19 protein-coding genes are annotated in these 25058 nt (G+C 73.1%); 13 read left to right on the forward strand and 6 right to left on the reverse strand.

From position 1 onward, the window contains the following. Positions 1 to 4623 (reverse strand): CheR family methyltransferase, encoded by a 4623-nt coding sequence (locus GON04_RS13465; protein ID WP_157398589.1) that lies wholly within the window; start codon positions 4621 to 4623, stop codon positions 1 to 3. Between the two features lie 248 nt (positions 4624 to 4871). Here GON04_RS13465 and GON04_RS13470 point away from each other — a divergent pair, with 248 nt between their 5' ends. From GON04_RS13470 to GON04_RS13480, 3 genes are read left to right on the forward strand one after another with little or no spacing between them, the layout of a single operon-like run. After that, entirely contained in the window at positions 4872 to 5255 is a 384-nt protein-coding gene (locus GON04_RS13470; protein ID WP_157398590.1) for a hypothetical protein, read from the forward strand. Next, positions 5255 to 6976, forward strand: a complete 1722-nt coding sequence (locus GON04_RS13475; protein WP_157398591.1) for a RecQ family ATP-dependent DNA helicase — start codon at positions 5255 to 5257, stop codon at positions 6974 to 6976. The genes GON04_RS13470 and GON04_RS13475 overlap by 1 nt, the downstream gene beginning before the upstream one ends. Continuing rightward, positions 6973 to 7806 (forward strand): MipA/OmpV family protein, encoded by an 834-nt coding sequence (locus tag GON04_RS13480; protein WP_157398592.1) that lies wholly within the window; start codon positions 6973 to 6975, stop codon positions 7804 to 7806. The genes GON04_RS13475 and GON04_RS13480 overlap by 4 nt, the downstream gene beginning before the upstream one ends. A gap of 10 nt (positions 7807 to 7816) precedes the next feature. On the opposite strand, the gene rocF is transcribed toward GON04_RS13480, so the two are convergent. Then, the gene (rocF, locus tag GON04_RS13485; RefSeq protein ID WP_181654061.1) at positions 7817 to 8728 is read right to left on the reverse strand and encodes an arginase; all 912 of its coding nucleotides are present in this window, start codon (positions 8726 to 8728) and stop codon (positions 7817 to 7819) included. A 451-nt stretch (positions 8729 to 9179) separates the two neighbouring features. On the opposite strand from rocF, the gene GON04_RS13490 reads away from it, so the two are divergent. Continuing rightward, entirely contained in the window at positions 9180 to 9893 is a 714-nt protein-coding gene (locus GON04_RS13490) for a TerC family protein (protein WP_157398594.1), read from the forward strand. Between the two features lie 14 nt (positions 9894 to 9907). On the opposite strand, the gene GON04_RS13495 is transcribed toward GON04_RS13490, so the two are convergent. Next, positions 9908 to 12577, reverse strand: coding sequence for an excinuclease ABC subunit UvrA (locus GON04_RS13495; RefSeq protein WP_157398595.1), 2670 nt, complete (start codon positions 12575 to 12577; stop codon positions 9908 to 9910). 157 nt (positions 12578 to 12734) lie between these two features. Between GON04_RS13495 and GON04_RS13500 the strand changes: the two genes are divergently transcribed. The 9 genes from GON04_RS13500 (at position 12735) to GON04_RS13540 (ending at position 22321) form a co-directional block, all read left to right on the forward strand. Then, positions 12735 to 13757 carry an NAD-dependent epimerase/dehydratase family protein gene (locus GON04_RS13500; protein ID WP_157398596.1) on the forward strand — a complete coding sequence of 341 codons (1023 nt, stop codon included), beginning with the start codon at positions 12735 to 12737 and terminating at the stop codon, positions 13755 to 13757. Positions 13758 to 13769: 12 nt separating this feature from the next. Then, positions 13770 to 14837, forward strand: coding sequence for a dihydrodipicolinate synthase family protein (locus GON04_RS13505; protein ID WP_157398597.1), 1068 nt, complete (start codon positions 13770 to 13772; stop codon positions 14835 to 14837). Between the two features lie 117 nt (positions 14838 to 14954). Next, complete coding sequence (locus GON04_RS13510; RefSeq protein WP_157398598.1) at positions 14955 to 15962, forward strand: tripartite tricarboxylate transporter substrate binding protein; 1008 nt, start codon at positions 14955 to 14957, stop codon at positions 15960 to 15962. A gap of 7 nt (positions 15963 to 15969) precedes the next feature. Then, positions 15970 to 16533 (forward strand): tripartite tricarboxylate transporter TctB family protein, encoded by a 564-nt coding sequence (locus tag GON04_RS13515; protein ID WP_157398599.1) that lies wholly within the window; start codon positions 15970 to 15972, stop codon positions 16531 to 16533. Between the two features lie 28 nt (positions 16534 to 16561). Continuing rightward, positions 16562 to 18097: a tripartite tricarboxylate transporter permease gene (locus tag GON04_RS13520; RefSeq protein ID WP_157398600.1), complete on the forward strand. Its 1536-nt coding sequence runs from the start codon at positions 16562 to 16564 to the stop codon at positions 18095 to 18097. 10 nt (positions 18098 to 18107) lie between these two features. Beyond that, complete coding sequence (locus tag GON04_RS13525; RefSeq protein ID WP_157398601.1) at positions 18108 to 18959, forward strand: sugar phosphate isomerase/epimerase family protein; 852 nt, start codon at positions 18108 to 18110, stop codon at positions 18957 to 18959. Then, the gene (locus tag GON04_RS13530; RefSeq protein WP_157398602.1) at positions 18952 to 20370 is read left to right on the forward strand and encodes an enolase C-terminal domain-like protein; all 1419 of its coding nucleotides are present in this window, start codon (positions 18952 to 18954) and stop codon (positions 20368 to 20370) included. Before GON04_RS13525 ends, GON04_RS13530 begins: the two co-directional genes overlap by 8 nt. 47 nt (positions 20371 to 20417) lie before the next feature. Beyond that, on the forward strand, positions 20418 to 21368 hold the full coding sequence (locus GON04_RS13535) for an ATP-grasp domain-containing protein (RefSeq protein WP_157398603.1): 951 nt from the start codon (positions 20418 to 20420) through the stop codon (positions 21366 to 21368). An 80-nt stretch (positions 21369 to 21448) separates the two neighbouring features. Further along, positions 21449 to 22321: a c-type cytochrome gene (locus GON04_RS13540; RefSeq protein WP_157398604.1), complete on the forward strand. Its 873-nt coding sequence runs from the start codon at positions 21449 to 21451 to the stop codon at positions 22319 to 22321. Positions 22322 to 22368: 47 nt separating this feature from the next. On the opposite strand, the gene GON04_RS13545 is transcribed toward GON04_RS13540, so the two are convergent. From GON04_RS13545 to GON04_RS13555, 3 genes are read right to left on the reverse strand one after another with little or no spacing between them, the layout of a single operon-like run. Next, the gene (locus GON04_RS13545; RefSeq protein WP_157398605.1) at positions 22369 to 22686 is read right to left on the reverse strand and encodes an AtuA-related protein; all 318 of its coding nucleotides are present in this window, start codon (positions 22684 to 22686) and stop codon (positions 22369 to 22371) included. Position 22687: 1 nt separating this feature from the next. Further along, positions 22688 to 24070, reverse strand: a complete 1383-nt coding sequence (locus tag GON04_RS13550; protein ID WP_157398606.1) for an acyclic terpene utilization AtuA family protein — start codon at positions 24068 to 24070, stop codon at positions 22688 to 22690. Positions 24071 to 24078: 8 nt separating this feature from the next. Then, entirely contained in the window at positions 24079 to 25056 is a 978-nt protein-coding gene (locus tag GON04_RS13555) for a Bug family tripartite tricarboxylate transporter substrate binding protein (RefSeq protein WP_157398607.1), read from the reverse strand. Positions 25057 to 25058: the final 2 nt, after the last annotated feature.

A 25058-nucleotide genomic window follows, 5' to 3' on the forward strand; every position in this document is an offset into this window, starting at 1 on the left:
TCAGCGGCCGCGGCGGGCGCTGATCTCCTCGACCAGGCTCTTGACCCGGCCGACGTTGAGCGGCTTGGTGAGGTGGGCGTCGAAGCCCGCCGCCATCGACTGGCGCACGTCCTCCTCCTGGCCCCAGCCGGTGGCGGCGATCAGGATCATCTGCTGGCCCCAGGGTTCGGCCCGCACGCGCCGGGCGACGTCGTGGCCGCTGAGGTCGGGCATGCCGATGTCCAGCAGCGCCACCGCCGGCCGCTGCTCCTGGGCCAGGCGCAAGGCCTCCTCGCCGCTGCGCGCCAGCAGCGCCCGGAACCCCGACAGCTCGAGCAGCTTGGCCATGCCCCAGGCGGCATCGCCGTTGTCGTCCGCCACCAGGATCAGGTCACCCTCGGCCGCGGCCGCGGCCACCACGGGCTGAGGCTGCGGCTGCGGCACCAGCACGGCCGGCGGGGCCGGCTCGCCGGTGCCGGGCACCAGCGGCAGGCCGACCCGCATCTGGCAGCCGCGCCCGGTGCCGGCCGAGCTGGCCATGATCCAGCCGCCGTGCAGCTCGACGATGTTGCGCGCCAGCGCCAGGCCGATGCCCAGCCCGCCATTGGAGCGGCTCATGGAGCGCTCGCCCTGCGAGAACAGGTCGAACATGCGGTCGATCTCGGCCGGCTCCATGCCGATGCCGTTGTCGCTGACCGTGATCACCACCTCGTCGTGGAAGACCTCGGCCGACACCTCGATGCGGCCGCCCTCGGGCGTGTACTTTGCCGAATTGCCGACCAGATTGGACACCACCTGCGCCAGCCGGACCGGGTCGGCGTCGACCTCGACCGATTCGGGCGGCAGGCTGACCACCAGTTCGTGGGCGGCGGCCTGCACCAGCGGCCGGCTGGCCTCCAGCGCGTTCTGGATCACCAGCGTCAGCGAGATCCGGCGGCGCGACAGGCTCAGGCGGCCGAGCGCAAGCCGCGACACGTCCAGCAGTTCGTCCAGCAGCACCTTCATCGCCCGCGCCTGCCGCTGCACCACTTCGGCAGCCTTCCCGCGCGCCGCCTCCGGCAGCCCGGTCATCAGCAGCAGCTCGGACGCGCTGGCGATCGAGGCCAGCGGGTTGCGCAGTTCGTGCGACAGCACGGCCAGGAAGCGGTCCTTCGCGACGTCGGCCTCCTCCAGCGCCCGCCGGGCGGCCTGGGTCTCCTGCAGCGACTGCACCAGCTCGGCCTGGCTGCGCTGCAGCGCCTGCTGGGTCTCGCGCGCCTCGGTCTGGTCGCGCAGCACCTTCACGAACCCGATCGGCCGGCCCTGCTGGTCGTGCATCGGCATCGCCACGCCATCGGCCCAGAACTGGCCGCCGTCCTTGCGCACGTGCACCCGGTCGTCGCTGGCGCGGCCGTCGGCCAGCGCCCGGCGTGCCTCGTCCTCGGGGGCACCGGCCGCGCGGTCCTCGGCGGTGAAGACGATGTCGGCCGACCGGCCCAGCATCTCGCTGCCGGAGTAGCCGAGCAGCCGTTCGGCGCCGGTGTTCCAGTGGGTGACGTTGCGCTCGAGGTCGGTGGCGAAGATGGCGTACTCACGCGCGCTCTCCACGATCAGGCGCAGCCGTTCCTCGCTGAGGCGCAGGGCTTCGGCGGCGGCGCGGCTGGCCGTGATGTCGCGGGCGATGGCGGTGCCGCCGATGACCGCGCCGCCGCCGTCGCGGATCGGGGCGGCGCTCAGCGAGATGAAGACCGGCTGGCCGTCCTTGCGCCGCCGCTGCACCTCCAGCTGCGTCACCGGCTGGCCGGCGACGATGGAGGCGACGATCCGCTGCGGCGAGCCGTCGTCGTCGCCATCCTGGACCAGCAGGTCCAGCAGCTGGCCGATCGATTCCTCGGCCGTGTAGCCGAACATCGCCTCGGCGGCCGCATTCCAGCTGAGGATGGTGCGGTCGAGGGCGAAGCTGATGATGGCGTCGTTGACCGAGCCCACCACGGCCGACAGCCACATCCGCACCTCCTCCGCCTGCTTGCGCTCGGTGATGTCGATGAACGACAGCACGACGCCGGCGATGCGGTCGTCCACGGTGCGGTAGGGCAGCAGCCGGGTGAGGAACCAGGTGCCGTCGGCCAGCCCGATTTCGCGCTCGATCGGTGCCAGCCGCTCGAGCACCCGGCGCGCGTCGTCGCTCAGGTCGGGGTAGTCCAGCCGCGTGGCCAGGTCGCCCAGCGGCCGGCCGACGTCGGACGGGATCAGGCTGAACAGCCGCACCGCCATGGGCGTGTAGCGCATGATCTGCAGGTTGCGGTCGAGGAACACCGTGGCGATGGCCGTCGCATCCATGAGGTTCTGGATGTCGCTGTTGGTGTGGGCCAGCTCGTCGACGTTGCTCTCGAGCTCCTGGTTGACGGTGCTGAGTTCCTCGTTGATCGACTGCAGTTCCTCGCGGCCGGTCTCCAGTTCCTCGGTGGCCGAGCGCAGCTCCTCGTTCATGGCCTGCAGTTCCTCGTTGCTGGCCTTGAGTTCCTCGGTCGAGGTCTCGTACTGCTCGACGGTCTCGCGCAGCTGGGCCTTCAGGCGCTCCACCTCGCGGTCCAGGTGGCTGGCCAGCTGGTCCTGCGGTGCGGGCTCCGGCCGCGGGGCCGGCTCCTGGCCGGCCACCGGCACCGGCTCGAGCAGCACCATGAACAGCAGGTCGGCGCCCACGTCCGGCAGCGGGTGCACGCGCACGCGCACCGCGGCGTGCTGGCCGTCGACGGTGACGCAGGGCCCCTGCACCTCGGCCACCTGCCGGGTCGCGCCGGCCTGCGACAGCGCCGCGCGCACCTCGATGCGCAGGTCCGGCAGCACGGCACGCAGCAGGTTGCGGCTGGGCTCGCCGCCGGCGTACTGCAGGTAGCGCGCCGCACCAGGCGACAGGTGCAGGATGTCGTGCTCCTTGTCCACCAGGATGGAGGGCGGCGCCAGCGTCTCGAGCAGCCGCAGGTGCAGCGCGCCCGGGGCGAGCAGCCGGTCGTCGGCCCGCTGCGGGCGGGCCGGAGCCGCCGACGCCTCGATGGCGCGGCCGCCGAGGGGGGGCACGACTTCGGCCGCGGCGCGCAGCTGCAGGGCCTGCTTCAGGGCGCTGGCGCCGCTGGGCGGCACGACCACCATCCGGCCCGCCGGCCGCTGCAGGTAGATGCGGTGCTTCTTGTCGGCGATGGTGAACAGGTTGTCGGCCTCGTCGCAGGTCTCCGACGAGCCCAGGAACAGCAGCCCCTGCGGGCGCAGCGCGAAGTGGAAGGTCTGGAACAGGCGCTGCTGGGCAGACTTGCTGAGGTAGATCAGCAGGTTGCGGCACGACACCAGGTCGAGCCGGGAGAACGGCGAGTCCTTCAGCACGTCGTGCTGCGCGAACAGCACCATCTCGCGCACCTCGCGCCGCACCCGGTAGCCGCGGTGCTCGCGGATGAAGTAGCGGCGCAGCCAGTCCTGCGGCACGTCGGCCTCGATGGCCGCCGGGTAGACGCCGTCGCGGCAGGCGCGGATGGCCGCCTCGTCCAGGTCGGTCGCGAAGACCTGGATCAGCGGCGGCGCATCCAGCTGGCGCGCCGTCTCGCTCAGCAGGATGGCCAGCGAGTAGGCCTCTTCGCCGGTGGCGCAGGCCGGCACCCAGACCCGCACCACCTCGGTCGACGCCTTCGACCGCACCAGCGCCGACAGCTGGGGTTCGAGCGCCTTGAAGTAGTCGGGGTCGCGAAAGAAATTGGTGACGCTGATCAGCAGGTCCTGCAGCAGCGCGCCGGCCTCGCCGGGACGGGTGCGCAGGCAACCGAGGTAGTCCGCCATGGATGCCGTGTCGTTGACCTGCATGCGCCGGGCGATGCGGCGCACGATGGTGGCGCGCTTGTAGCCGTTGAAGTCGCGGCCGGTGCGGGTGCGCAGGAAGGCCAGCACGTCGTGCAGGCCGGCTTCCTCCTGTGAGTCGCGCGCCGCCGCCGGCACCGACTCGGAGCCGATCTCGGACGGCAGGTGCAGGCGCGGCTCGAGCCGGAAGTACGCCAGCAGGCGCCCGGCCATCTCGGCCACCGGCAGCGTCCAGTCGACCATGCCGGTGCCGATCGCCGTGCGCGGCATGCTGTCGTCGCGGCACTCATCCGGGTCCTGGGCGATGGTCAGGCCGCCGCGCTCCTTGATGCGCTTGATGCCGATGGCGCCGTCGCCGTCCAGCCCGGCCAGCACGATGGCCGCCGCGTGCGCGCCGCGCGAATCGGCGGCGACGCGGAACAGCAGATCGGCCGTGGCATGGCGCACCTGCTCGGCCCGCATGTCGGCCGGCACCAGCGCCTCGCCCTCGGCCCGCAGCACCTTTTGGGCCGGCACCACGTACACATGGTTGGCCCGCACCGTCTCGCGCCCGGACAACAGCAGCACCGGCATCTCGGTGGCGCCGTGCAGGACGTCCAGCAGCTGCGGCTCCTGGGACGGGTCGATCTGGATGGCGACCACGAACGCCAGACCGGTGTCGCCCGGGATGCCCTGGAAGAACACGGGGAGCGAGGGGAGTGCGGCCGTGCCACCGCCCAGCGCAACGAGCGGCACCATGGCATACCCGTGCGTGGGCACGGCGTCATCGAGGCGGGGACTGACTTCCTGCTGAGTGGGATCGGGAGCGGTTGCGTCGACCATCGGGCGCCTCGGCTGGTCGGCGAATTATGCGCCGCCGGGCTCGTCTTCCTGCGCGCCGGCGCATGCCTGGCGCGCCGGGCGGCGCGCCATCGCGCGGGTCAACACACGAACGCGTGCCACGCATGAGGTTGCCTCCGCGCGGGCCCCCGCCGGGCCGTAGCCCTAGTCCCACAACGGACGCGCCGACACTCCGACGGCCAGCAGCAGGCCCGGGCCGCACACTGGCCAGCACTTCGGAGGTCCCTTCCATGGCCTACAGCAGCATCCTCGGCGGCGACCCCGCACCCGCCCAACCCAGTGGCCGCAGCAGCGAGCTGCTGGGTCCCAGCGACAACTCCGACAGCGGCAGCGACGCGATGGGCACGCAGGAGATCCACGGCGACAGCGACGCCGTGGGCACCGGCGAACGCGGCGCCGTGAACGGCGTCGACGCCTTCGAGGGCGCCGACATCTCGCCCGACCGGGTGGTGCGGCTGGACGCCGGCGAGGACGAGGACGACCTCGGCGCCGACGTCGACAGCGGACCCGGCTCCGGGCGCGGTTTCCCCGAGTCCGATCCCGACGGCCAGGAGATGACCGACCTCGACGCCGACTCGGACGCCGACGACGCCGACACGCAAGCCGACAGCTGATGCCCGCGGCGCGGGCAGTGGCGGCGGCGCGCGACCCGCGCATCGCCAAGGTCCTGCGGGACACCTTCCACCTCGAACGGCTGCGGCCGGGGCAGCGCCAGGTCATCGAGCGCGCGCTGGCCGGCCGCCCCACGCTGGCCATCATGCCCACCGGCGCCGGCAAGTCGCTGTGCTACCAGCTGCCGGCGCTGCTGTTGCCGGGACGCACGCTGGTGGTCTCGCCGCTGATCGCGCTGATGCAGGACCAGCTGGACGCGCTGCGCGAGCTGGGCATCCCGGCCGTGCAGTTGAACAGCGCGCTCGACAGCGAGGCGACCCGGGTGGCCGAGGCGGCGGCGCTGGACGGCAGCGCCCGCATCGTGATGACCACGCCGGAGAAGCTGGCCGAGCCCGGCTTCCTGCAGGCACTGGCCGCGCACCCGACCAGCCTGCTGGTGGTGGACGAGGCGCACTGCATCTCGCAGTGGGGCCACGACTTCCGGCCGGCGTTCCTGGAGATCGCACCGGCGCGGTCCGTGCTGGGCGATCCCACGGTGCTGGCGCTGACCGCCACCGCCACCGACGCGGTCGCGCGCGACGTCGCCCAGCAGCTGGGGATCCCGCGCGAGGGCATCGTCCAGACCGGCTCGTACCGGCCCAACCTCGCCCTGCAGGTCGAGCCGGTCGGGCGCGAGCAGGACAAGCTGGAGCGGGCACTGGACTTCGTACACCGCACGGCGGGCGCCGGGCTGGTCTACACGGCGACGGTGAAGGCGGCGGTTGCCGTGCACGCGGCGCTGGCCGCCGCCGGCGAATCGGTGGGGCTGTACCACGGCCGGCTGGCGGCGTCCGAACGGCATGCGGCGCAGGACGCCTTCATGGACGGCGGCTGCCGCGTGATGGTGGCCACCAACGCCTTCGGCCTGGGCATCGACAAGCCCGACATCCGCTTCGTGCTGCACTACCAGCTGCCCGCCGGCCTCGAGGCCTACTACCAGGAGGCGGGACGGGCCGGGCGCGACGGCCAGGCCGCGCTGTGCACGCTGCTGTTCCTGCGTGCCGACAAGGCGGTGCAGCAGTTCTTCCTGGCCGGCCGCTACCCGAGCGACGACGACGCGATCGCGCTGTACCGGGCGCTGCAGGAGCAGCCGGTCGCCGGCGGCCGCTGGACCCTGCCGCTGCTGCAGGCGCGGCTGCAGCGGCCGCGCAGCAAGGTGCAGGTGGCGCTCGGCCTGCTGCGCCGGCGCCGTGTCGTCGCTCTCGACGACCAGGGCGCGCTGCGGCTGCACCGGGCCGGGCTGGACGAGGAGGCGCTGCGCGGCTGGATGGCGGCCTACCGCGACAAGCGCGTGAGCGACCGCGAGACCCTGGAGCGCATGGTGTTCTACGCCCAGACCGGCCAGTGCCGCTGGCACCTGCTGCTGGAGCACCTGGAGGGCGAGGCCGGGTTCGAGCGCTGCGGCCACTGCGACAACTGCCTGCGCATCGCGCGCCAGGAGCTGGCGCTGGCGCGCGCCGAGCAGGAGCAGGCGGCGGCCAACGATGACCACGCCCACGAGCCGGCCGCGCGCGCGGCGTTCGCGCCCGGCGACGTGGTCTCGGTCAAGCGCTACGGACGCGGCGAGGTGCAGCGCGCCACCGCGCTCGACGTGACGGTGGCCTTCGCCGACGGCTCGCAGCGCAGCTTCCAGCCCGACTTCGTGCGCAAGGCACGCCCGGCCCGAACGGCCGCCGCCGCATGAGTGGCCACACGGGGCCGGCCTGGAGGCGCCCGGCCGCCGTCCTGCTGCTGGCCGCCGCCGCCGGCAGTGCCGACGCGGCGGCCGATCCGCGCTGGGAGGTCGGCGCGGTGGCCCTGGGCGTCGACCAGCAGGCCTACCCCGGCGCCTCCGACCGGGTGCGGCGCGGCCTGCTCCTGCCCTACTTCATCTACCGCGGCGACGTGCTGCGGGCCGACCGCGAGGGCGCCGGCCTGCGGGCGTTCCGCTCGCGCGACCTGGAACTCGATGTCAGCGCGGCGGCCGCGTTCGGCGCCAGCGCCACCGACGTGCCGGCGCGGCGCGGGCTGGAGCCCCTGGGCACCATGGTGGAAGTGGGGCCGCGGCTGCGCTGGACGCTGGCCGGCACGCGCGAGGCCGGCCGCTGGCGCCTGGACCTGCCGCTGCGCGCCGTGTTCGACCTCGAGCACCAGCTGGCGCACCGCGGCTTCGTGCTCCAGCCCGGCGTCGCCTGGGACCGCGAAGGCGCCGCCGGCTGGACCATCAACCTGACGGCCGGCGCGCTGCTGGGCGACCGCCGGCTGGCCAGCACCTACTACGGCGTGCCGGCCGCGGCCGCCCTGCCCGGCCGCCCGGCCTACGACGCCCGCGCCGGCCTGGTGGCCTGGCGCCTGGGCGCCACGCTGTCACGCCCGCTGGGCCGCGACTGGCGCGTGTTCGGCTTCGCCCGGATCGACTCGGTGGCCGGCGCCGCCAACCGCGCCAGCCCGCTGGTGACCCAGCAGACCGGTGGCACGCTCGGGCTGGGCGTGGCCTACACCTGGCTGCGGTCGGCGGCGGCCGCGGTCGACTGAGGCCGTCGCCTCAGCGTTGCAGGGTCGAGGCGCCGAACAGGCTGAGCACGAAGTCGACCGCCAGCTCGGCGGTGCGGTTGCGCACGTCGAGCGCCGGGTTGATCTCCACCACGTCGAGCGAGGCCAGCCGGCCGGTGTCGGCGATCATCTCCATGCACAGCTGCATCTCGCGGTAGGTCGGGCCGCCGCGCACCCCGGTGCCGACGCCGGGCGCGTCCAGCGGGTCCAGGCAGTCGAGGTCGAAGCTCACGTGCAGGTGGGTGTCGTCGTGCACGTCCTGCAGCACCTCGGCCATCGTGGTGCGCATGCCGTGCTCGTCGATGTGCCGCATGTCGAACACCTGCAGCCCGAGCTGGCGGATCGCCTGCTTCTCGTCGGCGTCGACGCTGCGGATGCCGACGAAGTCGATCTGCTCCGGCGTGATCGCGGCCGGCTCGCCGCTCCACCCGACCAGGTCCCTGGGGCCATGGCCCAGCAGGCAGGACACCGGCATGCCGTGCAGGTTGCCGCTCGGGCTGATCGACTCGGTGTTGATGTCGGTGTGGGCGTCCAGCCAGACCACCCGCAGCTGCCGGCCGCTGGCACGGCAATGGCGCGCCACGGCGCTGATCGAACCCAGGGCCAGGCTGTGGTCGCCGCCCATCAGCAGGGGCACGTGGCCGTCCGACAGGGCCTGGTCGACCGCCGTGTAGACGGCCCAGTTCCAGGCCACCACCTCGGGCAGGTGGCGGGTGCCGTTGTGCGGCGGCTGCCAGGGATTGGGCGGGCCGGCGAGGTTGCCGCGGTCCACCACCTCCAGCTTGGAGGCGCGCAGCGCCTCCAGCAGGCCGGCCACCCGCAGGGCATCGGGGCCCATGCCGGCACCACGGACGCTGGCGCCGATGTCGGTCGGCGCGCCGATCAGGCTCACGGGTCTGCGCATCGCGGCCATTGTGCGGTGGCGCGGGCGTTCCGTGTGGCCCGTTCGCCGCCGCTGCAGATGGGCCTGCGATGGCACGAGACGACAGCGAACAGTGGCGACGGCCGGGACCTGTTGCGCCGGCGCCGCTGAGCCGCGCGGCGCATGGGCCGAGCCGCGTGCCTGCGGCGACTACTTACCCGCAGCGAGCCGGATTCGTGGTCCAATCGCCGCCTGAAGGGGAGTAGCTCCCAGGTGTGCCGGCCCACGGCGCGGCGCACCGATCGACGTATCGTCAATACGAAGCCGGAAGGCTTCCGGTGCGTCGGGCCCGACTTTCACCAGCCGAGCAAGACCTTCGATCGCGGCCTGCGCACCGGGCCGGCTCGAGGTCATCGTCGCGGTCCCGCCGCGCCGCATCCCCGATCCCCCGGCGCCAGTCCACACGACCACTTGTTTCGACTGGGAGCCCTTCATGGAATTGTTCTCCACCGCCTGGTTCAGCGCCCTGCTGGCCATCATCCTGATCGACCTGGTGCTGGCCGGCGACAACGCGATCGTGATCGCGCTGGCCGCCCGCAGCCTGCCGGTCCACCTGCGCCGCAAGGCCATCGTCTGGGGCACCGTCGGCGCCATCATCGTGCGCTCGGTGATGACCGTCGGCGTGGTCTGGCTGCTCAAGATCCCCGGCCTGATGCTGGTCGGCGGCGTCGGCCTGCTGTGGATCGCCTACAAGCTGCTCGCCCCGGCCGACGACGAGGGCGGCCATGCCCCCATGGCCTCCACCTTCTGGGGTGCGATGAAGACCATCGTGGTGGCCGACGCCCTGATGGGGATCGACAACGTGCTGGGCGTGGCCGGCGCCGCGCACGGCTCGTTCGACCTGGTGGTCATCGGCCTGCTGGTGAGCGTGCCCATCGTGGTGTTCGGCAGCTCGGTGGTGCTCAAGATGGTGGACCGCTTCCCCATCATCATCCAGCTGGGCGCCGGCGTGCTGGCCTTCACCGCCGCCAAGATGATCGTCGGCGAGCCCTTCCTCGATCCGCTGTTCGACGCCGACACCGCCGGTGCCATCCTGGCGCGCTACGCGACCTACGCGGTCGCCGTGGCCGGCGTGCTGGGCGCCGGCTGGCTGACGGCGCGCCGGCACGCGGCCGCGCAGCAGCACCGTCCCGGCATCGAGGGCTGAGGCCCCGCCCGGGGTCAGCGCCGCCGCGCCTCGGCCAGCGCCTGCGCCAGGTAGGGCGCGGTGCGGCTGGCGCGCGTGGCCGCCACCTGCGCCGGCGCACCGGCGGCGACGATGCGGCCGCCGTCGTGACCGGCACCCGGGCCGACATCGAGCACCCAGTCGGCCTGGGCCGCGACCCGCATCTCGTGCTCCACCAGCACCACCGTGTGGCCGGCGTCGGCCAGCTGGTGCAGTTGCGCCATCAGCCGGTCGACATCGGCCGGGTGCAGCCCGGTGGTCGGTTCGTCCAGCAGATACAGGGCCGGCGTGCGGCTGGCCCGCTGCAGCTCGGTGGCCAGCTTGATGCGCTGGGCCTCGCCACCCGACAGCTCGGTGGCCGGCTGGCCCAGGCGCAGGTAGCCCAGGCCGATCGCCTGCAGCACCTGCAGCGGCCGCGCCACCGCCGCCTCGCCGGCGAACAGCTGCGTGGCCTGGTCCACGGTCAGCGCCAGCACCTCGGCGATCGTCCGGCCCTCCCAGCGCACCTCCAGCGTCGGCGCGTTGTAGCGCGCCCCGCGGCAGCTCGGGCAGGGCGCGTAGACGCTGGGCATGAACAGCAGCTCCACCGACACGAAGCCCTCGCCCTCGCAGGTGGCGCAGCGTCCCTTGGGCAGGTTGAAGGAGAAGCGGCCGGCGTCGTAGCGGCGCCGGCGCGCCGCCGGCGTGGCGGCGAACAGCTGGCGCACCGCGTCGAACAGGCCGGTGTAGGTGGCCAGGTTGGAGCGCGGCGTGCGGCCGATCGGCTTCTGGTCCACCTGCACCAGCCGCCCGATCGCCTCCAGCCCGGCGACGATGCGGCCGCGCACCGGCTCGGTCCGCTCGGCCAGCGGATCGGCCTCTGCTTCCGGCGCGGCCTCGCCGCCCAGGTGGGCGGCCACCAGGTCGTGCAGCGCCTGCGTCACCAGGCTGGACTTGCCCGAGCCCGAGACGCCGGTCACCACCGTCAGGCAGCCCAGCGGGATCTCGGCGTCCACGCCCTGCAGGTTGTTGCGGTGCACGCCCTGCAGCCGCAGCCAGCCGCGCGGCGTCCGCGGCGCGCGCACCGGCGCGGCCACCTCGCCCAGCAGGTAGGGCCGGGTGCGCGACTCGGCCACGCCGGCCAGGCCGGCCGGCGCCCCGCTGTACAGGACACGGCCGCCGTGCTCGCCGGCATCGGGGCCCACGTCCACCAGCCAGTCGGCGCGCCGCATGGTGGCCACGTCGTGCTCGACGACGAACAGCGTGTTGCCCGCCGCCCGCAGCCGCTGCAGGGCGTCGAACAGGGCCTCGCCGTCGACCGGGTGCAGGCCGGCCGAGGGCTCGTCCAGCACGTACACCACGCCGAACAGCTGCGAGCCGAGCTGGGTCGCCAGCCGCAGCCGCTGCAGCTCGCCCGGCGACAGCGTGGGCGTGGACCGGTCGAGCGACAGGTAGCCCAGCCCGAGCTGCTCCAGCGTCGCGATGCGCCCGACCAGCTCGCGCGCGAGGCGCTGGGCGGCCAGGCGCTTTTCCTCCGACAGGTCGGGCGTGCGGCGCACGTCGGGCGCGGCCGCGTGCGCCGCGCCGCCGGCCGCCACCCGCCTGGTGACCGCGGCCCGGGCCGCCGCCCGCCCCAGCGCCTGGCCGTGGGCGGCGACGAACTCGCCGCGCGCCGCCGGCTCGAGCAGCTGGCGCAATGACGTCAACGGCAGGCGCGCCAGCTGGCCGATGTCCTGGCCGGCGAAGGTGACCGACAGCGCCTCGGGCTTGAGCCGCTTGCCCTCGCACACCGGACAGGTCGCGCCCGACAGGAAGCGGGTGACCCGCTTCTTCATCAGCGCGCTCTGGGTGGTGGCGAAGGTCTGCAGCACGTAGGCGCGGGCACCGGTGAAGGTGCCCATGTAGCTCGGCTCCGTCTTCGCGCGCAGGGCGGCCCGGGTCTCCCGCGGCGTGAAGCCGGCGTACACCGGCACCGTGGGCGTCTCGTCGGTGTACAGGATCCAGTCGCGGTCCTTCTTCGGCAACTCGCGCCAGGGCTTGTCGACGTCGTAGCCCAGCGTGACCAGGATGTCGCGCAGGTTCTGGCCGTGCCAGGCCGGCGGCCAGGACGCGATGGCGCGCTCGCGGATGCTGAGCGAGTCGTCCGGCACCATCGCCCGCTCGGCCACCTCGTACACCTGGCCCAGCCCGTGGCAGCGCGGGCAGGCGCCCTGCGGCGTGTTGGGCGAGAAGTCCTCCGCGTACAGCATCGGCTGGCGCGCCGGGTAGGTGCCGGCGCGCGAGTACAGCATCCGCAGGTGGCTCGACAGGGTGGTGACGCTGCCCACCGAGGAGCGCGCGCTGGGCGTCCCGCGCTGCTGCTGCAGCGCCACCGCCGGCGGCAGGCCGTCGATGGCGTCGACGTCCGGCACCCCGGCCTGGTCGATCAGCCGGCGCGCATAGGGCGACACCGACTCCAGGTAGCGCCGCTGGGCTTCGGCATACAGGGTGCCGAAGGCGAGCGAGGACTTGCCCGAGCCGGAGACGCCGGTGAACACCACCAGGGCATCGCGCGGGATGTCGACGTCGACGTCTTTCAGGTTGTGCTCACGGGCGCCGCGCACGCGCACGCAGGCGCCTGGCGGCGGCGGTGCGGCGGGCTCATCCGGCTGGCGCTCAGGGTCGGGGCGGGGGCGGTCGCGGGCCATGCCGGATGCTCGGCCGGCGCCGCCGCGGCCAGGGTCGGAAGGCACGGAACGGCCATGTAGTCCGGCGCGGCGTTTGGTTCTACGGGTTGCCCGCATGGTCGCGATGGCGCGACCGGTGAAAGATGCCCCGATCCACCGCCGCCTCCCGTCCGCAGCCATGCCCCTGCCCGACCGCTTCGCCGACGTCGACCAGCTCGAGGACGCCCTGTCCAGCCCCTCGCCGGCGCTGGTGCAGGCGCTGCGGCGCGTGCCCGGCGACCTGCTGGTGCTGGGCGTGGGCGGCAAGATGGGCCCGACCCTGGCCCGCATGGCCAGGCGCGCCGACCCGGACCGGCGCGTGATCGGCGTGGCCCGCTTCTCCCAGCCCGGCCTGCGCGAGGACCTGCAGCGGCACGGCATCGAGTGCATCGAGGCCGACCTGCTGTCGCGCGAGGCCCTGGCCGGCCTGCCGGATGCGCCCAACGTCGTCTTCATGGCCGGGCGCAAGTTCGGCTCGACCGGCAGCGAGTGGCTCACCTGGGCGATGAACGCGCACGTGCCGGCGCTGGTGGCCGAGCGCTACGCCCGTGCCCGCATCGTCGCCTTCTCCACCGCCTGCGTGTACCCCTTCGTCGACGCCGCCGGCCCCGGTGCGCCGGAGTCCCAGCCACCCACCGCGCCAGCCGGCGAGTACGCCAACTCCTGCGTCGCCCGCGAGCGCCTGTTCCAGCATTTCTCGCACCAGCAGCGCACGCCGGGGCGCCTGCTGCGGCTGTCGTACGCGATCGACATGCGCTACGGCGTGCTGCACGACGTCGCCCGCAAGGTGCTGGCGCGCGAGCCCATCGACCTGGCGATGGGGCACGCCAACATCATCTGGCAGGGCGAGGCCAACGACTGGGCGCTGCGCGCGCTGGCGCACTGCGACACGCCGACCAGCCCCCTCAACCTGAGCGGGCCCAAGGTGGCGATCCGGGCCGTGGCCCAGGGCCTGGGCCGGCGGCTGGGCATCGCGCCCGTGCTCACCGGCGCCGAGGCGCGCACCGCCTGGCTGGTCGACTGCGCCGAGGCCTTCCGCCTGTTCGGCCTGCCGCAGGTGTCGCTGGAGACCATGCTGGACTGGACGGCCGACTGGGCCGCGCGCGGCGGCGCCAGCCTGAACAAGCCGACCCACTACGAGGCGCGCGATGGCAAGTACTGAACTGCCCTGACCATGCACTGGACCGCCCTGCCCCCCGAGCCCCTCGCCGTGCTGCGGCGCGGCGCCGTCATCCCGGCGCACCTGCTGGCGCTGGACGCCGGGCGCCGGCTCGACGCACGCCGCCAGCGCGCCCTGACCCGCTACTACCTGGACGCCGGTGCCGGCGGCCTGGCGGTGGGCGTGCATTCGACCCAGTTCGCCATCCGCGACGTCGGCCTGTACGAGCCGGTGCTGGAGCTGGCCCTGCGCACCGCGCACGACTGGGAGCCGCTCGGCGGCCGCCGGCCGCTGTTCCTGGTGGCCGGGCTGGCGGGCGGCACCGCGCAGGCGGTGCGCGAGGCCACCATCGCGCGCGGGCTGGGCTACCACGCCGGCCTGCTCAGCCTGGCGGCGCTGCTCGGCGCCGGCGAGGACGAGCTGGTTGCGCACTGCGAGGCGGTGGCGGCGGTGCTGCCGCTGGTGGGCTTCTACCTGCAGCCGGCGGTCGGCGGCATCCACCTGCCGGCCAGCTTCTGGCAGCGCTTCGCCGCCATCGACAACGTGGTGGCGATCAAGATGGCGCCGTTCCACCGCTACCGCACGCTGGACGTGATCCGCGGCGTGGTGGCGGCGCGCGCCGAGGAGCGGGTGACGCTCTACACCGGCAACGACGACCACATCGTGCTGGACCTGCTGGCCCCGTTCACGCTGGTGCGTGACGGCCAGCCGGTGACGCTGCGCATCCGCGGCGGCCTGCTCGGGCACTGGAGCGTGTGGACCCGCTGCGCGGTGGAGCTGCTCGAGCGCATCCACGCCGCCGTCGCGGCCGGCAGCGTCCCGCCGCAGCTGCTGGCGCTGGACGCCCAGGTGACCGACTGCAACGCCGCCCTGTTCGACGTGGCGCACGACTTCCACGGCTGCATCGCCGGCTGCCACGAGGTGCTGCGGCGCCAGGGCCTGCTGGCCGGCACCTGGTGCCTGGACCCGGCCGAGGGCCTGAGCGCCGGCCAGGCCGACGAGCTCAGCCGGGTGGCGCGCGACTACCCGCACCTGGTGGACGACGCCTTCGTCGCCCGGCACCGCGAACGCTGGCTGGCGTGAGCGGCACCGCCGCGGCAACCCGGGCAAGCCTCGTTGACAGTGCCGGCACCCATCCCTAGAGTGAATTTCAATTCACCAAGTAGGGAATTGATCCCGCAGCCTCCAGGAGACAACCCGATGCACAAGCGCCTGTTCCTCCACGCCGCGGCCGCCGCGGTCGCCCTGGCCGTCGCCGGCCCCGCCGCCGCCCAGGCGTGGAAGCCGTCACGCCCCATCAACCTCATCGTGCCGTGGGCGGCCGGCGGCTCCACCGACCAGGTCACGCGCGTCACCGCGGCCGAACTGGAGAAGGCGCTGGGCCAGACCATCGTCATCGTCAACCAGCCCGGCGCCTCGGGCGCCATCGGCACCAAGAGCGCGCTCGACGCCGCCAAGGACGGCTACACCTGGACGGCCGGCGCCGCCCAGGACCTGGGCACCTACCAGGCGCTGGGCTCGGTCAACACCAGCATCAAGGACTGGCACCTGTTCCTGAACGTCGCCAACATCCAGGTGATCGGCGTCAATCCGGCGCGGCCCTGGAAGACCGCCAAGGAACTGCTGGACGACATGAAGGCCAAGCCGGGCCAGATCAGCGTCGCCACCGCCGGCGTCACCTCCGCCGCCCACGCCGCCATGGACCAGATCGTCAAGGCCACCGGGGTCAAGTACAAGGAGGTCTCGTACGACGGCGGCAACCCGGCCGTGGTGGCCACGGTGGCCGGCGAGGCCGACCTGACCACCCAGCTGGCGGTGGAGCAGGCCGACATGATCCGCGGCAAGCGCCTGCGCCCGCTGGCCACCGTCAGCGACAAGCCGCTCGAGCTCGAGGGCTACGGCAGCATCCCGCCGCTGTCGCAGACCGTGCCGGGCTTCACCGCGCCGGCCAACTACTTCGGCATCTTCATCCCCAAGGGCGTGCCCGACGAGGTGGTCAGGACGGTGGAGAAGATCTGGGCCGAGCAGATCGCCAAGAGCGATTCGCTCAAGAAGTACGCCACCAGCCGCGGGGCCCTGTTCAACCCGCTGGCCGGCGAGGCGGCGCAGAAGGCGGTGTTCCCGGCCGTCCAGGCCAACGCCTGGAACCTGCACGGCAGCGGCAAGACCAAGGTCGCACCCAACACCGTGGGCATCCCCAAGCCCTGAGCCAGCGATGACCGCTCCCGCCCCGCTTCCCGAGCAGTCCGTGGCCGCGGGCCCCGGCGAGCACCATGCGCCGCCACGCGCCGACCTGCACGACGCGATCGGCTGGTGCGTGTTCGGCGCCGCGGTGGTGGCCGGTTCGCTCACCATGGACCGGCTGGAGCAGCAGAACATCAACCCGGTCACGGTGCCGGGCCTGCTGCCCGGCCTGCTGGGCGGCGCCATGGTGCTGCTCGGGCTGGTGCTGGGCGTGCGCAGCTGGCGCCGCGGCGCGCTGGCGCAGCCCCTGCCCCCGCCCGACGCCGACGCCCGCGAGCAGCGCCGCCGGGTGGCGATCGCGGTGGCGCTCTGCCTGGGCTACGGCGTGGTCCTGATCGGCCACGGCCTGCCGTTCTGGCTGGCCTCCAGCATCTATGTCACCGGCTCCATCCTGGTGTTCCAGCGCCTGAGCCGCGATCCGGCCGAGCGCGCCGCCGGCCCGCGCGCCTGGGCCCGCGCCCTGGCCATCGGCGTCATCTCCTCCGTCGTCACCTGGCTGGTGTTCGAGCACCTGTTCCTGGTGCGCATGCCCTGAGACCACTCTTTTTCGTCGACCCGCTGCCATGCTGCAAGGACTGTCGGACCTGGGCCAGGCCTACCTGAGCTTCATGAACCCGCTGACGCTGCTCTACGGGCTGGGCGGGGCCTTCGTCGGCATCGTGATGGGCATCCTGCCGGGCCTGTCGGCCACGCTGGCGATCGCGCTGCTCACCACGCTGACCATCAAGCTGGGCACCAACGACGCCATCCTGGTGCTGATCTGCTCCTACGTCGGCGCGCTGTACGGCGGCTCGCGCACCGCCATCCTGCTGAACATCCCCGGCACCGCCGCCAACGCCGCCTCCTGCGCCGACGGCTACGCCCTCGCGCTGCAGGGCCAGGCCGGCCGCGCGATCGGCATCGCCACCTCGGGCGCCTTCGTCAGCACGCTGCTGGGCGTGGTCTGCCTGGCGCTGTTCACGCCGCTGCTGGCCGAGGTGGCGCTGCAGTTCGGCGCCTTCGAGTTCTTCTGGCTGGCGCTGTTCGGCGTCACCATGTCGGGCAGCATCGTCGGCGGCGATCCGCTCAAGGGCTGGCTGATGGGGCTGCTGGGCCTGTTCATCGCGCAGGTCGGGCAGGAGAGCCTGTACGCCTACAACCGCTTCACCTTCGGCTGGGACGAGCTGTCCGGCGGCATCGCCCTGATCCCGGCGCTGGTGGGCGCGTTCGGCCTGGCCGAGGTGCTGACCACGCTGGCCGACCCGGTGGAACGCAAGATCGTCGAGCTGCGCGACTCGGTGCTGCCGCGCTGGCGCGAGATCATCCAGTACAAGTGGACGGTGCTGCGCTCGGGCGTCATCGGCGTGCTCACCGGCCTGCTGCCCGGGGTCGGCGAGGACGCCGGGGCCTGGATGTCGTACGCCGCCGCCAAGGCGGCCAGCAAGGAGCCGGAGAAGTTCGGCAAGGGTTCCATCGACGGGCTGATGGCGGCCGAGACCGGCGACATGTCGTCCATCCCCGGCCACATCATTCCCTCGCTGGCGCTGGGCATCCCGGGCTCGGCGCCGTCGGCGGTGCTGATGGCGGCGATGATCATCCATGGCGTGCAACCCGGCCCGATGCTGATGATCCAGCACCCGCACTTCATCTACGAGGTGGTGGCCATGACCACCCTGGCCTCCATCACCATCCTGCTGTTCGGCCTGTTCGGGGTGCGGCCGCTGCTGCACGTGCTGAAGGTGCGGCGTGCCATCCTGATGCCCATCGTGTTCCTGCTGTGCACCATCGGTGCCTTCGCCACCGCCTCGCGCCTGTTCGACGTCTACGCCATGCTGGCCATCGGCATCGGCGCCTACGTGCTGCGCCGGCGCGGCTACGAGATGGCGCCGCTGGTGCTCGGGCTGGTGCTGGGCCCGCTGCTGGACAAGAGCCTGCGGCGCGGGCTGGTGCTGTCCGACGGCAGCATCGCCCCCTTCTTCAGCCGGCCGATCGCGATGGCGTTCGCCGCCGTCACCATCTTCACCATCCTGCTCTACGTGCCGGCGTTCAAGGCCGCCGTCCAGCGCGCCAAGGCGGCGGCCTTCGGCGGGCTGCGCTCGCTGGCCGGCCGCCGCGCCTGAAGGAAGCGCCATGCGCATCGCGCTGTGCAACGAGGTCCTGCAGCCGCTGCCGTTCGAGCGCCAGTGCGCGCTGGCGGCCGCGCTCGGCTACGACGGCCTGGAGCTGGCGCCGTACACGCTGGCCGCAAACCCGATGGACATCGACGATGCCGAGGCCACGCGCCTGAGCCGCATCGCCGAGGACCACGGGCTGGAGATCACCGGCCTGCACTGGCTGCTGGTGGCACCCGCCGGCCTGTCCATCGTCAGCGACGACACCGCCGTGCGCCAGCGCACCGTGGCCGTGATGGAACGGCTGGTGGAGCTGTGCGGCGTGCTGGGCGGCCAGTACCTGGTGCACGGCTCGCCGCGCCAGCGCTCGGTGCCGCCCGGCGCCACGCGCGAGCAGGCACTGGACCGCGCCCGCGCCTGCCTGGCCCGCGTGGCCCGGCGCGCCCAGGCCTGCGAGGTGGCCTACTGCCTGGAGCCGCTGGCGCGCCGCGAGACCGACCTGTTCAACACCGTGGCCGAAGCGGCGGCGCTGGTCGACGAGGTCGGCTCGCCCAACCTGCGCACCATGATCGACTGCAGCGCCGCCGGCCAGGACGAGACCGAGTCGGTGGAGGCGCTGATGGAGCGCTGGATCCCCACCGGCCACATCGCCCACGTACAGGTGAACGACCCCAACCGGCGCGGGCCGGGCCAGGGCGCGATGCGCTTCGAGCCCATCCTCGCCACCCTGGTGCGGCTGCAGAACGAGGGCCATTACCCGGGCCTGATCGCGGTCGAGCCGTTCGAGTACGTGCCCGACGGCCCGGGCTCGGCGGCACAGGCCATCGGCTACCTCAGCGGCATCCTGCACCAGCTGGGCGCCCATGGCTGAGGCGCCGGCACTGCGCCTGCGCGCCATCGAGCTGGCCGAACGGCCGGTGCGGCTGCGGCTGCCGTTCCGCTTCGGCGTGGTCACCCTGACCGAGTGCCCGCAGGCCTTCGTGCGGGTGCGAATCGAGGACGCCGCCGGCCGCTCCCAGTGGGGCGCGGCGGCCGAGATGATGGCGCCCAAGTGGTTCGACAAGAACCTGCAGCTGTCCAACGCCGACAACTTCGAGCAGCTGCGCGCCGTGCTGCGGCTGGCCCGCGCCGCCTACCTGGCCGACACCACGCCGGCCAGCGCGTTCGGCCACTTCGCCCGCCACCAGGCCGCCCACCAGGCGGCGGCGGCCGCGCAGGGCTTCAATCCCCTGCTGGCCAGCTACGGCCCGGCGCTGCTCGACCGGGCCATCCTCGATGCGCTGTGCCGCCTCCAGGGCGTCGCGTTCGCCGCGGCGCTGCGCCACAACCTGCCCGGCATCTCCGGCGATGTCCATCCGGCCTTCGCCGGCGTCGGCATCGAGGCGCTGCTGCCCGGGCTGCGCGAATCCGGCCGCATCGAGGCCCGCCACACGGTCGGCATGGTCGACGCCATCACCGCCGCCGATGTCGGCGCGCGGGTCGGCGACGGCCTGCCCGAGACGCTGGAGGAGGTGGTGGCCCGCTACGGCCACCGCTGGTTCAAGCTCAAGGTGGGCGGCCGGCTCGCGGCCGACCTGGACCGCCTGGTCGCCATCGCCGCGGTGCTCGACCGCAGCCCGGCGCCCTACTTCGTCTCGCTCGACGGCAACGAGCAGTACGCCTCGGCGGCCGGCGTCGCCGAACTGGTGGCCGGGATCCGCGCCACCCCGGCGCTGGCCCGGCTGTGGTCGGCGGTCGCCTTCATCGAGCAGCCGATCGCCCGCGCGCTGGCGCTCGAGGAGGACCTGCGCGGCGCCGACCTGGGCAAGCCGGTGATCATCGACGAGTCGGACGGCGAGCTCGACGCCTTCGTGCAGGCGCGCGCGCGCGGCTACGCCGGCGTCTCCTCCAAGACCTGCAAGGGCCTCTACCGCTCGCTGCTGAACGCGGCCCGCTGCGCGGCCTGGAACCGGGCCGACGGCGGGACGCGCCACTTCCTCTCGGCCGAGGACCTCACCACCCAGGCCGGCCTGTCGGTGCAGCAGGACCTGGCGCTGGTCGACCTGCTGGGCATCACCCATGTCGAGCGCAACGGCCACCACTACGTGAATGGCATGGCGGCGCTGCCGGCCGCCGAGCAGCAGGCCTTCCTGGCCGCCCATCCCGACCTCTACGAACACAGCCACGGCGCGGTGCGGCTGGCCATCCGCGACGGCGTCATCCGGCTGGCCTCGCTGCACGGCGTCGGCTATGCGTCCGGCGCCATGCCGCAGTGGGACGCGATGCAGCCGATCGCGGGCTAGACCCCACCGCAGCCCGGCGCGCGGGCCACGGGTACCATCCGGGCCCCATGCCGACCACCCCCGACCTCATCGTCCTGCACGAACACCCGGAGTGGCAGAAGCCGCTGTTTGCCGCCCTGCAGCGGCGCGGCGTCGCCTTCGAGCCGTTCGACGTCACCCGCGCCGCCTTCAGCAACACGGCGCCGCCGCGGGCCCGGCTGTACTTCAACCAGGCCAGCCCCAGCGCCTACCTGCGCGGCAACACCCGCGCCGTGCCGCTGGCGCTGGCCTACATGCGCACCCTCCAGCAGCAGGGCGCGCGCGTGCTCAACGGCGCCGACGTGTTCGCGCTGGAACTGAGCAAGAGCGTGCAGGCCACCCTGCTGCAGACCCTGGGCATCGACACCCCGCGCTCCATCACCTTCAACGAGGCCGCCGCGCTGCGCGCCCACGCGCACGAGATCACCTGGCCGGCCGTGCTCAAGCCCGACCAGGGCGGCAGCGGCGCCCGCATCGAGGTGGTGGAGTCGATCGAGCAGGTCGAGGCGATCTTCCGGCGCGACCCGTCGTACTGGCTGCCCGACAACCTGTTCCTGCTGCAGGAGTACCTGCCCCACGATCCCGAGCAGGGCATCGTGCGGCTGGAGTTCCTGGGCGGCCAGCTGCTGTACGCGATGCGGGTCAAGACGCATGGCCGCTTCAACCTCTGCCCCTCGCCGGTGTGCAACCCGGACGACGGCGACGGGATCTGCGAGATCCCGGCTGCGGTGGAGGCGCCGCCGGTCGAGTTCTTCGCCTATCCCGAGGTACCGGCGGCGGCCGTCGCGACCGCCCAGCGCATCGTGCAGGCCGCGCGGCTGGACGTCGGCGGCATCGAGTACCTGGAGACGCCGGACGGCCGCCGGGTGTTCTACGACATCAACGCCAACTCCAACCTGCGGCCCTCGGTCGCGGCCGAGTTCGGCTTCGATCCGTTCGAGCGCGTGGTGGACTACCTGGTCGCCCAGCTGCGCGCCTGAGCGGCACCCCATCCGTCCGGCGGCTTGCCACGGCCGGGCCGCCGCCGTAGATTCGCGGCTTTCGCTCTGGCGGAGGACGCATGGCAACGTTCAGGCAGTGGGGATGGTGGGCAGCGATCGCGGCGGCCGGCGCGGCCACCCAGGCGGCGGCACAGGCGCCCGGCTCGCTGGAGCGCGGCCGCTACCTGATGCAGACGGTGGTGGCCTGCGGCAACTGCCACTTCCAGCGCGGGCCGCAGGGCCAGCCGCTGCCCGAGAAGGGCCTGTCGGGCGGCATGCTGTTCGACGAGCCGCCCTTCAAGGCCTACGCCTCCAACATCACGCCCGACCCCGAGACCGGCATCGGCAAGTGGACCGATGCCCAGCTGGCCAAGGCCATCCGGGAAGGCATCCGCCCCGACGGCCGCGTGATCGGCCCGCCGATGCCGATCGAGTTCTACCGCCACCTGGCCGACGACGACCTGGCGGCCCTCATCGCCTACCTGCGCGCCCAGCCGCCGGTGAAGAACGCGGTGCCCGCGTCCACCTACACCATGCCGCTGCCGCCCAACTACGGCCCGCCGGTGAAGTCGGTGACGGCGCCGCCGCGCAGCGACAAGGTGAAGTACGGCCGGTACCTGGCCGACATCGCCCACTGCATGGAGTGCCACACCCCGCGCAACGACAAGGGCATGCTGGAAACGGCCCGGCGCGGCGCCGGCGGCCAGGTGTTCAAGGGTCCCTGGGGCGCCAGCGTCTCGCGCAACCTCACGCCGCACCCGAGCGGCCTGAAGGGCTGGAGCGACGCCGAGATCGCCAAGGCCATCCGCACCGGCATGGATCGCCAGGGCAAGCCCTACCGGCCGCCCATGGGTTTCGGCTTCTACGAGGGGATCAGCGAGCCCGACATGGCGGCGCTGGTGGCCTACCTGCGCTCGCTCAAGCCGCTGCCGTTCGCCGGGGCGCAGAAGTAGCCAGCGCCGCGAATGCGGACGCCGGTACGGCGTCCGGGAGCTCCGCCTCAGCCGCGCTCCACCACCGGCAGTCGCAGCAACGCGTGCCCCAGCGACTTGCCGGTCTGGTCCAGGCGCAGGGTGCTGGTGGCGCCGCCGCCCAGGGCGCCGCGCATCACCACCACCAGGGCCTCGATGTTGTCCATCGGGTAGCACTCGACCTCGCCGGTCACCCAGTCGCCGTACAGCGCCCGCACCTTCTCGGGCGTGACGCTGGCCAGCAGGGCCGGGTAGTCGGCCGGTGTGCGGGCGATCAGGCCGGCGGTGCAGACGTTGCCCTTGTCGCCCGATCGCACGTAGCAGATGTCGCTCAACAGCTTGGCCATCTCATGCCTCCAGGATGCTGACGGACTGGCGCACCAGCTCGCGCGGGATCAGCGTCGGCCACAGCGAGACCACCGGGCGCGGCTTCATGGGCGTGCCGAACGAGGTGCCGCCGGGACCCATGATCCACAGGTGGGCGCCGGCGCGGCGCACCTTCTCGGCCTCCTCCGCCGTGCGTGTGCGCACCGCGCAGCGCAGGCCGACCTCGTTGCAGTCGGCCAGCCGCTTCGCGTCGGGCAGCGGCGCGGCCGGGCCGTGCAGCACGTTCAGGCCGACGAAGTCGAAGTGCACCTGGTCGGCCTGCAGGCCCATGCGCTCGAAGCGCTCCAGCATGGTCTCGCGCGCCTTGAGCGCCCGCTCGTAGGCATGCGGCCAGGGGAAGAAGGCCAGGCTCTCGCCGATCCAGCCGTCCTGATAGCCGATCACCAGCTTCAGGGTGTCGGGCCGGCCGCGGCCGCGCACGCCGCTGACGCGCACGCGGTCCGGACCCGTCTCCTGCAGCCGCAGCGAGGTGAAGTCGGCCACGCCGTCGGGCATGAGGTAGGCGCGCGGGTCGGCGATCTCGTAGACCAGGTGCTCCTTGACCGTGTGGGCATCGACCCGGCCGCCGGAGCCCGCCACCTTGCCGATCTCGGCGCTGCCGTCGGCATGGAAGTCGACGATGGGAAAGCCCACCCGGCCCATGTGGGGCATCTCGGCGAAGCGCGACGACATGCCGCCGCTGCAGGCCGAGGCGCACTCGACGATGTGGCCCAGCGTGATGGCGGCGGCGATGCGGTCGGCGTGGGCGGCGTCGTGGCGCCAGCCGAACTCGTGCATCACCGGGCCGACGTAGAGCGCGTTGTCCGAGACCCGGCCGGCGATCACCACGTCGGCACCGCCCTGCAGCCCCTCGACGATGCCGCTGGCATCGGTGTAGACGTTGGCCGCGACGACCCGGCCGCGCACGCGCGCGAAGTCCTCGTCGCCGGTTTCCATGTGCGGCAGCCGCAGGCCCGCCGCCAGCAACTCGTCGATGCGGCCCAGCAGGTCGTCGCCCTCGACCAGCGCCACCCGCGTGCCCTGCAGCCCGAGGGCGCGCGCGTCCTCGACGATGCGCTCGGCGCCGCTGCGCGGGTTGACGCCGCCGCCGTTGGAGATCAGCCGGGTGCCGCGCTCGCGCGCCAGCGGCATCATGGCCTTCATGGCCTGCACCGCGTCCGGGATGTAGCCGGCCTGCGGGTTCTTCTGCCGCTGGCGCTGCAGCAGCGCCATCGTCAGTTCGGCGAGGAAGTCGAAGCACAGGTAGTCGACGTTGCCCTCGCGCAGGACTTCCATCGCCGGATCCAGGGCGTCGCCCCAGAAACCGCTGCCGGCGCCCAGCCGCACCGTCTGCTTGTCGGCCATCTGCGTCCTCACTCGGGTTCGATGCCGGCGTTCTTCACCAGCCGGTTCCAGCGGTCGATCTCGGCGCGCTGGAACTTGGCCAGCTCCTCGCGCGTGCCCGGGATCGGCGTCCAGGCGTTCTCGCCGAAGTACTTGGCCGCCTCGGGCGTCTTCATCGCGCTGACGATCAGGGCGTTGAGCCTGTCGGCGATGTCGTTGGGCGTTCCCTTGGGCGCGAACGCGGCCAGCCAGCCCGACACCTCGTAGCCGGGCACGCCCTGCTCGGCGACGGTGGGGATGGTCTCGTAGCCCGGCATGCGGTTGCGGGTCGACACCCCCAGCGCCTTGAGCTTGCCGCCGCGCACCAGCGGCATGATGGCCGGGGCGTCGCCGAACACCATGTCGATCTGGCCGCCCATCACGTCGGTGATGGCCATCGGCAGGGTCTTGTACGGCACGTGCAGGATGTCCACGCCCGCCAGTTCCTTGAAGACCTCGCCGCCGGCGCGCGAGGACGAGTTGCCGCTGCCGAAGGTCATCTTGCCGGGCCTGGACTTGGCCAGCGCCACCAGCTCCTGCACGTTGTTGGCCGGCGTGTTCGCGCTGATGGCCAGCACCACGCCGCCGATGATCACGCCGCTGAGCGGCACGAAGTCGGCCACCGGGTCGTACGGCAGCTTCCTGAACAGGCTGGCGTTGGCGGCATGCGTGGTGTTGGTGCCGATGACGATGGTGTAGCCGTCGGCCGGCTGGCTCAGCACGTACTGCAGCGCGATGAAGCCGTTGGCGCCCGGCTTGTTGTCCACCACCACCGGCTGGCGGGTGGCGTCGGTCACGTGCTTGGCGATGAAGCGTGCCGCCAGGTCGGTGGTGGTGCCGGCGCCGAAGGGCACGACGAAGCGCAGCGGGCGGTTGGGGAAGCCCTGTGCCTGGGCGCTGGCGCTGCCGGCGGCGGCGGCCACCAGGGCGCCGAGCAGCAGCTTGTGGAGGGTGCGTCGGGAAGTCATGG

This window comes from Ramlibacter pinisoli (assembly GCF_009758015.1).
GTDB classification, from domain to species: domain Bacteria; phylum Pseudomonadota; class Gammaproteobacteria; order Burkholderiales; family Burkholderiaceae_C; genus Ramlibacter; species Ramlibacter pinisoli.

Bases quoted from the DNA above. Each gene is read 5' to 3' on its own strand.
- GON04_RS13470 (WP_157398590.1), top strand. From the start codon at position 4,872: ATGGCCTACAGCAGCATCCTCGGCGGCGACCCCGCACCCGCCCAACCC.
- GON04_RS13520 (WP_157398600.1), top strand. From the start codon at position 16,562: ATGCTGCAAGGACTGTCGGACCTGGGCCAGGCCTACCTGAGCTTCATG.
- GON04_RS13475 (WP_157398591.1), top strand. From the start codon at position 5,255: ATGCCCGCGGCGCGGGCAGTGGCGGCGGCGCGCGACCCGCGCATCGCC.
- GON04_RS13540 (WP_157398604.1), top strand. From the start codon at position 21,449: ATGGCAACGTTCAGGCAGTGGGGATGGTGGGCAGCGATCGCGGCGGCC.
- GON04_RS13515 (WP_157398599.1), top strand. From the start codon at position 15,970: ATGACCGCTCCCGCCCCGCTTCCCGAGCAGTCCGTGGCCGCGGGCCCC.
- GON04_RS13490 (WP_157398594.1), top strand. From the start codon at position 9,180: ATGGAATTGTTCTCCACCGCCTGGTTCAGCGCCCTGCTGGCCATCATC.
- GON04_RS13505 (WP_157398597.1), top strand. From the start codon at position 13,770: ATGCACTGGACCGCCCTGCCCCCCGAGCCCCTCGCCGTGCTGCGGCGC.
- GON04_RS13530 (WP_157398602.1), top strand. From the start codon at position 18,952: ATGGCTGAGGCGCCGGCACTGCGCCTGCGCGCCATCGAGCTGGCCGAA.
- GON04_RS13480 (WP_157398592.1), top strand. From the start codon at position 6,973: ATGAGTGGCCACACGGGGCCGGCCTGGAGGCGCCCGGCCGCCGTCCTG.
- GON04_RS13510 (WP_157398598.1), top strand. From the start codon at position 14,955: ATGCACAAGCGCCTGTTCCTCCACGCCGCGGCCGCCGCGGTCGCCCTG.
- GON04_RS13545 (WP_157398605.1), bottom strand. From the start codon at position 22,686: ATGGCCAAGCTGTTGAGCGACATCTGCTACGTGCGATCGGGCGACAAG.
- GON04_RS13495 (WP_157398595.1), bottom strand. From the start codon at position 12,577: ATGGCCCGCGACCGCCCCCGCCCCGACCCTGAGCGCCAGCCGGATGAG.
- GON04_RS13500 (WP_157398596.1), top strand. From the start codon at position 12,735: ATGCCCCTGCCCGACCGCTTCGCCGACGTCGACCAGCTCGAGGACGCC.
- GON04_RS13535 (WP_157398603.1), top strand. From the start codon at position 20,418: ATGCCGACCACCCCCGACCTCATCGTCCTGCACGAACACCCGGAGTGG.
- GON04_RS13555 (WP_157398607.1), bottom strand. From the start codon at position 25,056: ATGACTTCCCGACGCACCCTCCACAAGCTGCTGCTCGGCGCCCTGGTG.
- GON04_RS13525 (WP_157398601.1), top strand. From the start codon at position 18,108: ATGCGCATCGCGCTGTGCAACGAGGTCCTGCAGCCGCTGCCGTTCGAG.
- rocF (WP_181654061.1), bottom strand. From the start codon at position 8,728: ATGCGCAGACCCGTGAGCCTGATCGGCGCGCCGACCGACATCGGCGCC.
- GON04_RS13550 (WP_157398606.1), bottom strand. From the start codon at position 24,070: ATGGCCGACAAGCAGACGGTGCGGCTGGGCGCCGGCAGCGGTTTCTGG.
- GON04_RS13465 (WP_157398589.1), bottom strand. From the start codon at position 4,623: ATGGTCGACGCAACCGCTCCCGATCCCACTCAGCAGGAAGTCAGTCCC.